We start from the raw sequence: 12,810 nt of genomic DNA on the forward strand, positions 1-12,810 counted from the left end.
CGGTATTGACGTCGATCGTCGTCATCGCCTCGGTCTGGTCGATGATCAGGTAGCCCCCGGATTTCAGATCGACCCGGCGCGCCAGCGCCTTCTGCAGTTCGTCCTCGACGCTGTACAGGTCGAAGAGCGGCCGCTCGCCGACGTAGTGCTCGAGCAGCGGGGCGACCGTCGGCGTGTACTCGGCGGCAAAGGCCGTCAGCCTCTGGAAGTTCTCGCGGGAGTCGATGACGATGCGCGCCGTTTCGGGATTGACGAAATCGCGCAGGACTCGCTGGGCCAGCGACAGCTCCTGGTAGAGCAGCGCCGGAGGAGCTGCGGTCGTCGCCTGCTGCCGGATGTCGTGCCAGAGCTTGCGCAGATACTCGACGTCCTTGGCCAGTTCGGCTTCACTCGCCGTCTCGGCCATCGTCCGGACGATGAAGCCGCCGCACTCGTCGGCCGGTACGAGACGGCCGAGCTTTTCGCGCAGCGCTTCGCGTTCCGATTCGCGCTCGATCCGTTGCGAGATGCCGATATGCTTGTCCTGCGGCAGATAGACGAGCATCCGGCCGGCGACCGAGACCTGGGTGGACAGCCGCGCGCCCTTGCTGCCCATCGGGTCCTTGATCACCTGGACGAGGATGCTCTGTCCCTCGGCGAGCAGCCGTTCGATCGGCCGCACCGGCTCGTCGCTCGGCCGCGGCTCGCGGATGTCGGCGACGTGCAGGAAGGCCGTCCGCCCGAGGCCGATGTCGATGAACGCCGACTGCATTCCGGGAAGGATGCGCACGATCCGCCCGACATAGACGTTGCCGACGAAGCCACGGCTGGCACTGCGCTCGATGTGCAGTTCCTGGACGACGCCCTGGTGGATCACCGCGACGCGCGTTTCCTGCGGTGTGAAGTTGATCAGAATCTCTTCGGACATGGCGAAGCCGCCTGTTGAATGGGTTTAGAATCCCGCGTTGCCGCATTCTACCCCGTCGCCTGCCGTCGCTCCGCATGTCCCCCCGCCCGGTCATTCGTTCGCCCGAGCTGCTCGCTCCCGCCGGCTCGCTGGCCATGCTCCGTACCGCGCTGGCCTTCGGCGCCGATGCGATCTACGGCGGCCAGCCGCGCTACAGTCTGCGCGTGCGCAACAATGACTTCGGGGCCCTCGCCACGCTGCGCCGGGCGATCGACGAAGCACACGACGCCGGCCGCAAGTTCTACCTGGTCAGCAACGTCCTGCCACACAACGCCAAGGTGCGCAGCTACCTCACGGACATGGCGCCGGCGCTGGCGCTCGGCCCCGACGCGCTGATCATGGCCGACCCGGGGTTGATCGACCTCGCCCGCGGGAAGTGGCCGGACGTGCCGATCCATCTCTCGGTGCAGGCGAACACGGTGAACTTCGCCGCGGTGCGCTTCTGGCAGAAACTCGGGCTCGCGCGGGTGATCCTTTCGCGCGAGCTGTCGCTCGACGAGATCGCCGAGATCCGTCAGGAGTGTCCGGACGTCGAACTCGAGGTCTTCGTCCACGGCGCGCTGTGCATCGCCCATTCGGGCCGCTGCCTGCTCTCCGGCTACTTCAATCATCGCGAAGCCAACCAGGGCGCGTGCACCAACTCGTGCCGCTGGGATTATCGCCTGCACCGCGCCGAGGTCGACGACAGCGGCGACCTCCGACCGGTCGGCGCGTCTGCCGGCTGCGTGGTGGACGGGCAATGGCTCGTAGAGGAAGGACAGCGACCCGGCCAGCTGATGCCGATCGAGGAGGACAGACACGGCACCTACCTGCTGAACTCGAAGGATCTGCGAGCCGTCGAGCACGTCCGCCGGCTCACCGAGATCGGCGTCGATTCGCTGAAGATCGAAGGGCGAACGAAATCGGCGTACTACGTCGCGCGAACGACCCAGGTCTACCGCCGGGCGGTGGACGACGCCGTCGCCGGTCGTCCCTTCGACGCCGCGCTGCTCGGCGAACTCGACGGACTCGCCAACCGCGGCTATACCTCGGGCTTCTACCAGCGCCACCAGCCGCAGGACACCCAGAACTACCAGCGGGGCCACTCGGAATCCGGGCGCAGCCTCTACGTCGGCGAGGTCGTCGGCTGGGATCACGGGCAAAGCCTGGCGCTCGTCGAGGTGAAGAATCGTCTTGCGCTCGGCGACCGAATCGAGCTGATCCACCCCTCGGGAAACCGGCAGCTGTCGATCGACCGGATGCTCGATCTCGACGGCCACGAGACGCGGGTCGCGCCGGGCAGCGGCCACTGCGTGTGGATTCCGCTGCCCGCCGAGTTCCCCGGGGCGATGCTCGCCCGCTTCCTCTGACTGCCAATGGCCGGCGCGCACCTCTTCGTCGACATCTCGGCACACGGCTTCGGGCATCTCGCTCAGGCCGCGCCGGTGCTCAACACGCTGTCGAAGCGCCTGCCGTCGCTGCGCATCAGCGTGCGCAGCGGGCTGCCGGCGGAACGGCTGGCGACGCGCATCTCGGCCGGCTTCGTGCACATCGCCGGAACCACCGACTTCGGCTACGTGATGCACGACGCGACGCGCGTCGACCTCGCCGCTTCGGCGAGGGCCTACCGCGAGCAGCACGCGGACTGGGACGCGCGCGTCGAACGCGAAGCGCGCTTTCTCGGCGCACAGCGCCCGACTCTCGTCCTCACCGACGTCGCCTACCTGCCGCTGGCCGGGGCACAGCGAGCCGGAATTCCGTCGGTAGCCATGTGCTCGCTGAACTGGGCCGAGCTGTTTGCGCATTTCTACGGCCGGGAAAGCTGGGCGCCGGTGATCCATCGACAGATGCACGCCGCCTACGACGGCGCCGAGCGCTTCCTCCGCCTGACCCCGGGGATGGCGATGACCGGCCTGACGAACGTGCAGGAGATCGGACCGGTGGCCGCACTGGGCACCGATCGGCGGAGCGAGATCGCCGGACGACTGGGCAGCGCGAGGGACGAACGGCTCGTGCTCGTCGCCTTCGGCGGCATCGACAAGCCCCTGCCCGTCGCCGACTGGCCAGCCGCGCCGGGCATTCGCTGGCTGATCCCGGAGGCCTGGAAGATACGCCACGCCCGGGCGAGCACGATCGAAGGGCTGCAGCTGTCGATGCTCGATCTGCTCGGTTCGGTCGACGCGGTGATCGCCAAGCCCGGCTACGGCACCTTTGCCGAAGCGGCCTGCAACGGCACGCCGCTGCTCTACCTCCGCCGCGAGAACTGGCCCGAGCAGGACTGCCTGATCGACTGGCTGCAGCGCAACGACCGCTGTGCCGAGATCGGTGAGGAAGATCTGTACGCCGGAAGGCTGGTCGCCGCGCTCGATCGGCTATGGCGGCAGGCGCCCCCGCCCGTTCCGCATCCGTCGGGGGCGATCGAGGCGGCCGAGACCCTGCTCGGGTGGCTCGAATCGGCGACCGGGTCGGCCAGGGGTCGGGTCGCGGGCGATCCGGAAGCCCGGCGATAGATCCCGCACACCTCCGCAGGTCGGGCAGCCCAATTGCGCATTCCTTCACTGGAGGTGTCGGCGTCACTGCTTGACAATCGTGGCGTCCCGATCGTTCATTTCCGGAGCGGACGATCGGCTGACGAACCGCCCGGTGATCGACGGACTACCGTGCGGCCCGAAGCGCGAGGCACCGGATCCCGCCGGAGCCCAGACATCGATCTGAGCAAACCACATGCGCCGACACTTGAAAAAGGAGCCAGTTGGGCCAGGCACACTGGGCGTTCCCGAAGCGATCAAAGTGGCGCTGGCCCATCACCAGGCCGGACGGTTCGCTGAAGCCGACCTAGCCTATCAACGCCTGGTCCGCTCCCGCCCCGAGGATCCCGACGCCTGGCATCTCTGGGGCGTGCTGGCGGCCGAGAACGGGCAGTACGCGGTGGCCGTCGAGAGAATCCAGCGGGCGCTGGAACTGAGTCCGCGGCAAGCCGCCTTTCTCGGCAATCTGGGCCATGCTTTCCTGCAGCTCGCGCAAGCGGCGCAAGCGATCGCTTGCTATCGGGAGGTCGTCGAGCTCCAACCCGACGACAGCGAGTTCCGGGATCGGCTGAACCGGATATGCGAACGCCAACTCGATCTCGGCATCGAGCATCAGAAGGCCGGCCGGCTGACCGAGGCCGAGGACTGCTATCAGGATGTTTTGCGAGGCCAGCCGGAGCGAGCCGACGCCTGGCACCTGAAGGGCCTTATCGAAATGGAGCGCGGGCACCACGCCGCAGCGCTAGAGCACGTCTGTCGGGCCATCGACCGGGCTCCGGATACGGCCAGCTTCCACAACAGCCTCGCTAGCGTCCACGAACGGCTGCAACATTTCGAAGCAGCGATCGCGTGCTATCGCCATGCCATCACCCTGCGTCCCGACTACCCAGAGGCCCACCATAACCTCGGGAATCTCCTGTATCGACGCCGGCAACTCGGCGAAGCACTGGCCTGCTTCGAGCGGGTGTTGGCACTTGACCCCGACCACGCGTTTGCGCAGGGGATGGCCGCTGACTGCCGCGCCAGAATGGGACTGTGGGCAGACCACGAATCGACACGACAGCGCCTGGCGGAACGCGTGCGCGAGAACGCGCCTGTTGTTGAGCCCTTCATCTTCCTGAATTTCTGCGACGATCCCTCGGCGCAGCGCCAGTGCGCCGAACTGTTTGTCAGCAGCGAGCGTCGGGTTCGGAGTGCTCAAGCGTCTGCGACTGCACCGTTCTCCCACGAGCGAATCCGTCTCGCCTACATCTCGCCGGATTTCGGCGATCACCCCGTCGCCTACCTGATCGCCGACCTGATCGAGCAACACGACCGCCGCCGCTTCGAGGTATTCGGTGTGGCGATCGGCCGGCAAAGACAGGGCTCCAGGCACGAGCGGCTCAAGCGCGCCTTCGACCGTTTCCTGGACCTGCGCAGCGCATCGGACGCAGCCGCCGCGCAGCAGCTCGTCGATCTGGAAGTCGACATCGCCATCGACCTCGCCGGGTACACTGGCTCAAGCCGGCCAGGGATCTTTGCCGCCCGGGCCGCGCCGATCCAGGTCAACTACCTCGGTTTTCCCGGAACGATGGGCGCCGAGTCCATCGACTACATCCTGGCCGACCGTTTCGTGATCCCCGAGGCGCACGAGCCATTCTACGCGGAGAAGGTGGTTCGGCTGCCGGACACCTTCCAGTGCTGCCCGCCTCGGCCTGTTGCGGACGCAACCCCGGCGCGCCGCGAAGCGGGGTTGCCGGAGAAAGGGTTTGTCTTCTGCTGCTTCAACAACTCCTACAAGATCAACCCGCAGATGTTCGACATCTGGATGCGGCTGCTCAAACAGGTCGAGGGAAGCGTGCTTTGGCTGTCGAAGGCCAATCAGGAGGTTGTTGGGAACCTGCGTCGCGAAGCGCAGGGTCGCGGCGTAGACGCTGATCGCCTCGTGTTTGCCAGCCGGGTGACCGGTCTCGATGAACACCTGGCACGCCAGCGCCTGGCGGACCTGTTCCTCGACACCTTGCCCTACAACGCCCACACCACAGCGGGCGACGCGCTGTGGGCAGGCCTTCCGGTGCTGACCTGCCTGGGCAATGCCTTCGCCGGACGGGTGGCCGCCAGCCTGCTCCACGCCGTGGGCCTGCCCGAACTGGTCACCGACAGCCTCGCCGACTACGAGGCGCTCGCCCAGCGCCTCGCCACCCGGCCCGACGATTACGCGGCGATCCGCGAGAAGCTCGAGCGCAACCGGCTCAGCGCACCGCTCTTCGACGTCGATCGCTTCCGCCGGCACATCGAGGCGGCGTACCAGCGCATGTGGGAGATCGCCCAGCGCGGCGAAGCGCCCACGGCGTTTTCGATCGCCCCGATCGAGGAGGACGCGAGGCCCGCACCCTCACCGCTCGCGGCAACTCCCCGAGACGACTCGCCGGCGAGGAGCGCAGCCCGAGCATCGGAACCCGGCACCGCCAAGGAAAGACCGCCTCGGCAGAAAGTCCTCCACGTCGGCTGCGGGCCGGCCAACCCCGAGAAGCTGCCGGCGTTGTTCCGCACCGACCCGTGGCAGGAGGTCCGCCTGGACATCGATCCGGCCTGCCAGCCGGACATCGTCGGCAGCATCACCGCGATGTCCGCCGTCGACACGGGATCGTGCGCGGCGATCTTCTCGTCGCACAACCTCGAACACCTCTATCCGCACGAGGTGCCGCTGGCGCTCAAGGAATTCGTCCGCGTCCTCGCCCCCGACGGCTTCGCCTTCGTCACCCTCCCGGACCTCCAGCAGGTCGCCGGACTCGTCGCCGAGGACCGGCTCGACGACCCCGCGTACCATTCTCCGGCCGGACCGATCGCCCCGCTCGACATGCTCTACGGACACCGGCCCTCGCTCGCCCGCGGCAACCTGTTCATGGCCCATCGCACCGGCTTTACGGCGAAGACCCTGAGCAGAGCGCTGCTCGAGGCCGGCTTCGTCCAGGTCGGTGTCAGACGCGACAGGCGCTTCGGCCTCTGGGCGATCGCCTATCGCCAGACGCGGACCGCAGAGCAACTCGCCGAGATGGAACGGGCGCTGTTTCCATCCTGAGGCGATTTCGGTACAGTCCCGCCCTTGGCTCAACCCGAGCGCCCCGCGCAGATACCAGGGACCCATGACGCAAGCCGATCGCAGCTCCGAAATCCGGGCGCTCCTCGAAGAGCGCATTCTCGTCCTCGACGGCGCGATGGGGACGATGATCCAGCGCCTCGGGTTGAGGGAAGCCGACTACCGGGGGCGACGCTTCGCTGCCCATCCGTACGACCTCAAGGGCAACAACGACCTGCTGCTGCTGACCCGTCCCGAGGCCATCCGCGAAATCCATGCGCAGTACCTCGACGCCGGTGCGGACATCATTGAAACGAACACTTTCAACTCGACGCGCGTCTCGCAGGCCGACTACCACCTCGAGGCGATCGTTTACGAACTCAACTTCGCCGGCGCGCAACTCGCGCGCAGCGTCTGCGACGAATTCACCGTCCGCAATCCGGCGAAGCCGCGTTTCGTCGCCGGCGTCCTCGGTCCGACCTCGCGCACCGCGTCGATCTCGCCCGACGTCAATGACCCCGGCTATCGGAATACGAGCTTCGACGAACTCGTCGACGCCTACACGGAAGCGGTTCGCGGCCTCTGCGAGGGGGGCGCCGACCTGCTGCTCGTCGAGACGGTCTTCGACACGCTGAACGCCAAGGCGGCGCTGTTCGCGATCTCGCGGCATTTCGACGAGACCGGTCGCCGCTGGCCGGTGATGATCTCCGGGACGATCACCGACGCTTCGGGACGCACGCTGTCGGGGCAGACGGCCGAAGCCTTCTGGAATTCGCTGAGACACATCGGCCCGCTGAGCTTTGGCCTCAACTGTGCGCTCGGGGCAGCGGAGTTGCGCCAGCACGTCGAAGAACTGTCGCGGCTGTGCGACTGCTTCGTCTCGGCGCATCCGAACGCCGGACTGCCCAACGCGCTCGGCGGCTACGATGAAACCCCGGCGCAACTCGCGGCGGAGATCGGCGACTGGGCCACCATGGGTTTGGTCAACATCGTCGGCGGGTGCTGCGGGACGACACCCGAGCACATCGCGGCGATCGCGCGGAGCGTTGCCACAACGAGACCGCGCCCCATCCCGCAGATCGAGACGAAGCTCCGGCTGTCCGGCCTCGAAGCGCTCAACGTCGGCCGCGACTCGCTGTTCGTCAATGTCGGCGAACGAACCAACGTCACCGGTTCGCGGGCCTTTGCGCGGATGATCCTCGAAGGCCGCTTCGACGACGCGCTGGCCGTCGCCCGCCAGCAGGTCGACAACGGCGCGCAGGTGATCGACGTCAACATGGACGAAGCGATGCTCGATTCCCGCGCGGCGATGGAGCGCTTTCTCAAGCTGATCGCCAGCGAGCCGGACATTTCGCGCGTCCCGGTGATGATCGACTCGTCGAAATGGGAGGTCATCGAGGCCGGCCTCAAGTGCATCCAGGGCAAGGGCGTGGTCAACTCGATCTCGATGAAGGAGGGCGAGACCGAGTTCCTGCGCCAGGCGCGGCTTGCCCGGCGCTACGGCGCCGCGGTCGTGGTCATGGCTTTCGACGAAAGCGGACAGGCCGACAGCCATTCGCGCCGGATCGCCGTCTGCGAGCGTGCCTACCGCCTGCTTACCGAACAGGCCGACTTTCCGCCCGAAGACATCATCTTCGATCCGAACGTTTTCGCCATCGGCACCGGAATCGACCAGCACAACGACTACGCCGTCGACTTCATCCGGGCGACCGGGTGGATTCGCGCGCACCTGCCCGGCGTGCAGGTCTCCGGCGGCATTTCGAACGTCTCGTTCTCGTTCCGTGGCAACGACGCGGTCCGCGAGGCGATCCACACGGTCTTCCTGTACCACGCGATCCGCGCCGGACTGTCGATGGGCATCGTCAATGCCGGGATGCTCGGTGTCTACGACGAACTCGACCCGCTGCTCCGCGAGAAGGTCGAAGACGTCGTCCTCAATCGCCGGCCGGACGCCGGCGAAGCGCTCGTCGAATTCGCCCAGACGATCCGCGAAGGCAAGGCCCGCGAGTCGGGCACCGACCTCGCCTGGCGTGACCTGCCCGTCGAAGAGCGCCTGAGCCACGCTCTGGTCAAGGGGATCAACGACTTCGTCGTCGCCGACACCGAGGAGTGCCGGGCGGCGCTCGCCGCCGCCGGCAAGCCACCGCTGGCGGTCATCGAGGGACCGCTGATGAACGGCATGAACGTCGTCGGCGACCTCTTCGGCGCCGGGAAGATGTTCCTGCCGCAGGTCGTCAAATCGGCACGGGTGATGAAGCAGGCGGTCGCGCACCTGATCCCGTTCATCGAGGCCGAGAAGCAGAGGACCGGAGCAGGCAGCAAGGGCAGAATCGTCGTCGCTACGGTCAAGGGCGACGTGCACGACATCGGCAAGAACATCGTCGGCGTCGTCCTCGGCTGCAACGGCTACGAGGTGATCGACCTCGGCGTGATGGTCCCGTGCGAGCGCATCCTCCACGCCGCGCGCGAGCATGGCGCGCAGGTGGTCGGTCTGTCGGGGCTGATCACCCCGTCGCTCGAGGAAATGAGCCATGTCGCCGCCGAAATGGAGCGTCTCGGCTTCGCCGGAGGCGGCGACACGGCGGCGGTGCCGCTGCTCATCGGCGGCGCGACGACGAGCCGCACGCACACGGCGATCCGCATTGCCCCGAAGTATTCGGGACCGGTGGTCTATGTTCCCGACGCCTCGCGCGCCGTCGGCGTCGTGACCCGCCTGCTCTCGGCCGATCAGGCGGCCGGATTCAGTGCCGAAGTCGCCGCGGACTACGCCCGGATCCGCAGGCAGCATGCGGCGAAGACCGGGATCCGGCTGGTCGGTCTCGACGTCGCGCGCGGCAACCGCTTTGCCTGGAACGCCGACCCCGCATACCGTCCCGAAGCGCCGCGCCGGCCCGGACTGCACGTGTTGCCGGAGGTCGATCTGCGCGCGCTCGTCCGCTACATCGACTGGGGCCCCTTCTTCCAGACCTGGGATCTCGCCGGCAGCTACCCGGCGATCCTCGACGACGCGGTCGTCGGCAGCACGGCGCGCGCCGTTTTCGCCGACGCCCGGACGATGCTCGCGACAATCGTCAGCGAAAACTGGCTGCGCGCCCGCGCGGTCTTCGGGCTGTTCCCGGCGAACTCGATCGGCGACGACATCGAAATCTACGCCGACGAATCGCGCAGCCGGAACCTGATGACCTGGCACAACCTGCGCCAGCAACACGAGCGCCCGCCAGGCAAGCCGCACTACTGCCTCAGCGACTTCGTCGCCGAGCGCGGGACCGACGACTGGATCGGCGCCTTCGCCGTCGGCGCCGGCTTCGGCATCGAGGAGCGGCTGGCGCACTTCGCCGAGACGCACGACGACTATCACGCGATCCTGCTCAAGGCGCTCGCCGATCGCCTCGCCGAGGCCTGCGCCGAATGGCTGCACGAGCAGGTGAGACGCGACTACTGGGGTTACGCGGCCGGCGAGAATCTCGACGCGGACGAACTGATCGGCGAAGCCTACCGCGGAATCCGGCCGGCTCCGGGCTACCCGGCGTGTCCCGACCACACCGCCAAGGGCGCCCTGTTCCGCCTGCTCGAGGCGCCGGCCCACGCGGGAATGGCGCTGACCGAATCGTTCGCGATGATCCCGGCGGCTTCGGTCTCGGGCTTCTATCTGGCTCACCCGCAAGCGCGCTACTTCGCGGTCAGCCGAATTGGCCGCGATCAGCTCGAGGACTGGGCGCGGCGCGCCGGGTTCAGCGTGGCCGAAGCCGAGCGCTGGCTCGCCCCGGTGCTCTGAACGGCAGCGCGAAACCGGTCGATGACCCCGGCAGGATTGCCCGAGTTCGTCCGGCACGACGTCGACCTCAGCCGGCACACGACGCTCGCGTTGCCCGGGAGAGCCGCGCTGTTCGCCGAGATCCGGCAGGTCGAACAGCTGGCCCGGCTTGCCGGCAGCCGACTTGCGCGTCGCTTCGTGCTCGGAGGCGGAAGCAACGTCGTGTTCAGCGGCGACTTCGACGGACTCGTGCTGCACATCGCCATCCGCGGCCGGGAACTGATCGGCGAGGATCAGGACTCGTGGATCGTCCGCGCCGGCGCCGGCGAAGGCTGGCACGAGTTCGTCGGCTGGACGCTGGAAAATGGCTGGCCGGGGCTCGAGAACCTGGCGCTGATCCCGGGAACCGTCGGAGCGGCGCCGATCCAGAACATCGGCGCCTACGGGATCGAAGTCGCCGAGCGCTTCCTCGCGCTCGAGGCCTTCGACCTGCGCAGCGGAACGATCCGGCGGCTCGACCACGCGGCCTGCCGCTTTGGCTATCGCGACAGCGTGTTCAAGCAGCAGGGGTGGCACCGCGAAGGCCGGCTGGCGATCACTCATGTGAGCTTTCGTCTGCCCAAGGCGTGGCGTGCGCGAACGGCCTACGCGGACCTGGCCGCCGAACTCGCCGGACGGCGCATCGTTGCGCCGACGGCCAGCGAAGTCGCTGATGCGGTCGTCGCCGTTCGCCGGCGCAAACTGCCCGACCCGGGAGTCCTGCCGAACGCCGGCAGCTTCTTCGAGAACCCGGTGGTCAGCGCGGCCCTCGCCGACCGGCTCGGCCGCGAGCATCCGGACCTGCCGACCTACCCGCAGACCGACGGGCGAGTCAAGCTGGCCGCCGGCTGGCTGATCGAGCACAGCGGCTGGAAAGGCCGCGATCTCGGCCGGGCCGGGATGTACGAGAACCAGGCGCTGGTCCTGGTCAACCGCGGTGGAGCGAGCGGCAGCGAGGTGCTCGCGCTGGCGCGTGCGGTTCAGGCCGACGTCCGCGAGCGCTTCGCGGTCGAGCTGTCGCCCGAACCGGTCATCGTCTGAACGTCCGCGGCGACGCTCCGGGAGTTCAGAAGGTCTCGTGCGGGCGCAGGAAGCGCCATCGACCGAGCGGCAGGTCGCCGAGGCGAACCGCGCCGATGCGCACGCGCTTGAGCCCGCTGACGCGCAGGCCGACGAGTTCGCACATCCGCCGGATCTGCCGCTTCCTGCCCTCGCGCAGGACGAAGCGAAGCTGATCGTCGTTGATCCACTCGACGCGCGCTGGCCTGAGCCGGCGGCCGTCGAGACTCAGACCGTCGTTGAGTAGCGCCAGACCGCGCGCATCGAGGCGCCCATCGACGCGCACGAGATACTCCTTCTCGATCGTCGATTCGTCGCCGATCAGTTGCCGAGCGATTCGCCCATCCTGGGTGAGGACGAGCAGACCGCTCGAATCGATGTCCAGGCGGCCGGCCGGCGCAAGCCCCTGCAGGCACGACGCAGCAAAGACCGGAGTATCCGGCGTGCGCACCTGGTTCTCGGGGCGGATCAGCGTCACCGCGGCGACGAAGCCGGGCTCGGGCTGGCCCGATACGTAGCCGACCGGCTTGTGCAGCAGGATCGTCCGCTGGCTCTGCTGCTCGTCCCGGGCGCGGCGGTCGAGGACGATCAGCGCATCGGGCCGGGCGCGTGTCCCGAGTTGGCTGATCCGCTGGCCATCGACGAAAACCCAGCCGCGCGCGATGTAGGCATCGGCGTCGCGTCGGGAGCACAGACCGCGCTCGGCCATCAGTCGCGAAACGCGAATGCCCTCGGCGGGGATCTCCGGCTCGACCGGATCGCCTGAGGAGCGGTCCGACTGCCGGCCCGGCTGACGCCGGGCCGTCCCCGATGGCGGAACCGCCCCGGGAGTCTCGCGCGCTAGACCCTCGGCCAGCCGAGGGATTCTGCGAACGAGGCGAGGATGGCGCTCGTCGCTTTCGGCCGCGCGCGCCCCGGATTGCGCGATCAGGGACTTGCGCGGGCGATCGGGCATGGATCAGGCGATATCGAGCAGTTCGATCTCGAAGACGAGCTTGGCGTTTGGCGGAATCATCTTGCCCGCTCCGCGTGCGCCGTAGCCGAGTTCGGGCGGGATGGTCAGGCGGCGAACTCCACCGACGCTCATTCCGGGCACGCCCTCTTCCCAACCGGCGATGACGTGGCGGCCGTCGAGCGGAAAGCGGAAGGGCTCGTTGCGGTCGACGCTCGAGTCGAACTTCTTGCCATCGGCGAGCCAGCCCGTGTAATGGACAATGACGTGCTGGCCAGAGCAGGCTGTCGGGCCGCTGCCCACGATGATGTCTTCGATCTGCAGTCCGCTGGGGGTGGTGACCTTGGGCATATGGTTTCCTCTCCAAAATGAAGCCGCAAGTTTAGCCCAGCAGGGCCACGCGCGGCGAGAGGAAGCGCGACTGAGGCTCGATGCCGGCGAGCTTCCCCGCGGCGCGCCCCGACGGCAGTCCGCATGTCGAAAATGTGCCCCTTC

At 67.9% G+C, this 12,810-nt stretch carries 8 protein-coding genes; 5 read left to right on the forward strand and 3 right to left on the reverse strand.

The window, feature by feature from the left end:
• Positions 1 to 907, reverse strand: a 907-nt coding sequence (locus NFW05_RS17245) for a ribonuclease E/G (RefSeq protein WP_295309833.1), incomplete at its 3' end; no start/stop codon positions are given.
• 74 nt (positions 908 to 981) lie between these two features.
• On the opposite strand from NFW05_RS17245, the gene yegQ reads away from it, so the two are divergent.
• The 5 genes from yegQ to murB all read left to right on the forward strand — a co-directional run bounded on the left by yegQ (position 982) and on the right by murB (position 11,345).
• On the forward strand, positions 982 to 2,295 hold the full coding sequence (gene yegQ, locus NFW05_RS17250; RefSeq protein WP_295309834.1) for a tRNA 5-hydroxyuridine modification protein YegQ: 1,314 nt from the start codon (positions 982 to 984) through the stop codon (positions 2,293 to 2,295).
• A 6-nt stretch (positions 2,296 to 2,301) separates the two neighbouring features.
• Positions 2,302 to 3,435: a hypothetical protein gene (locus tag NFW05_RS17255; protein WP_295309836.1), complete on the forward strand. Its 1,134-nt coding sequence runs from the start codon at positions 2,302 to 2,304 to the stop codon at positions 3,433 to 3,435.
• A 226-nt stretch (positions 3,436 to 3,661) separates the two neighbouring features.
• Positions 3,662 to 6,514 carry a tetratricopeptide repeat protein gene (locus tag NFW05_RS17260; protein WP_295309838.1) on the forward strand — a complete coding sequence of 951 codons (2,853 nt, stop codon included), beginning with the start codon at positions 3,662 to 3,664 and terminating at the stop codon, positions 6,512 to 6,514.
• Between the two features lie 64 nt (positions 6,515 to 6,578).
• Complete coding sequence (gene metH, locus NFW05_RS17265; protein WP_295309840.1) at positions 6,579 to 10,286, forward strand: methionine synthase; 3,708 nt, start codon at positions 6,579 to 6,581, stop codon at positions 10,284 to 10,286.
• Positions 10,287 to 10,307: 21 nt separating this feature from the next.
• A complete protein-coding gene (murB, locus tag NFW05_RS17270) occupies positions 10,308 to 11,345 on the forward strand; it encodes a UDP-N-acetylmuramate dehydrogenase (protein ID WP_295309842.1) in 1,038 nt (345 codons plus the stop codon).
• A gap of 25 nt (positions 11,346 to 11,370) precedes the next feature.
• Here the strand turns inward: murB and NFW05_RS17275 are convergent, their stop codons facing one another.
• Together NFW05_RS17275 and NFW05_RS17280 are read right to left on the reverse strand one after the other, a co-directional pair.
• Positions 11,371 to 12,318 (reverse strand): pseudouridine synthase, encoded by a 948-nt coding sequence (locus tag NFW05_RS17275; protein ID WP_366918274.1) that lies wholly within the window; start codon positions 12,316 to 12,318, stop codon positions 11,371 to 11,373.
• Between the two features lie 3 nt (positions 12,319 to 12,321).
• Entirely contained in the window at positions 12,322 to 12,666 is a 345-nt protein-coding gene (locus NFW05_RS17280) for an FKBP-type peptidyl-prolyl cis-trans isomerase (protein WP_295309843.1), read from the reverse strand.
• Positions 12,667 to 12,810: the final 144 nt, after the last annotated feature.

Origin of the sequence: Accumulibacter sp., assembly GCF_023806625.1 — a bacterium.
Classification (GTDB): domain Bacteria; phylum Pseudomonadota; class Gammaproteobacteria; order Burkholderiales; family Rhodocyclaceae; genus Accumulibacter.

What these genes read in the sequence shown, in the direction of transcription:
- NFW05_RS17275 (WP_366918274.1), bottom strand. Translation starts at nt 12,318, where the DNA reads ATGCCCGATCGCCCGCGCAAGTCCCTGATCGCGCAATCCGGGGCGCGC.
- metH (WP_295309840.1), top strand. Translation starts at nt 6,579, where the DNA reads ATGACGCAAGCCGATCGCAGCTCCGAAATCCGGGCGCTCCTCGAAGAG.
- yegQ (WP_295309834.1), top strand. Translation starts at nt 982, where the DNA reads ATGTCCCCCCGCCCGGTCATTCGTTCGCCCGAGCTGCTCGCTCCCGCC.
- NFW05_RS17255 (WP_295309836.1), top strand. Translation starts at nt 2,302, where the DNA reads ATGGCCGGCGCGCACCTCTTCGTCGACATCTCGGCACACGGCTTCGGG.
- NFW05_RS17280 (WP_295309843.1), bottom strand. Translation starts at nt 12,666, where the DNA reads ATGCCCAAGGTCACCACCCCCAGCGGACTGCAGATCGAAGACATCATC.
- murB (WP_295309842.1), top strand. Translation starts at nt 10,308, where the DNA reads ATGACCCCGGCAGGATTGCCCGAGTTCGTCCGGCACGACGTCGACCTC.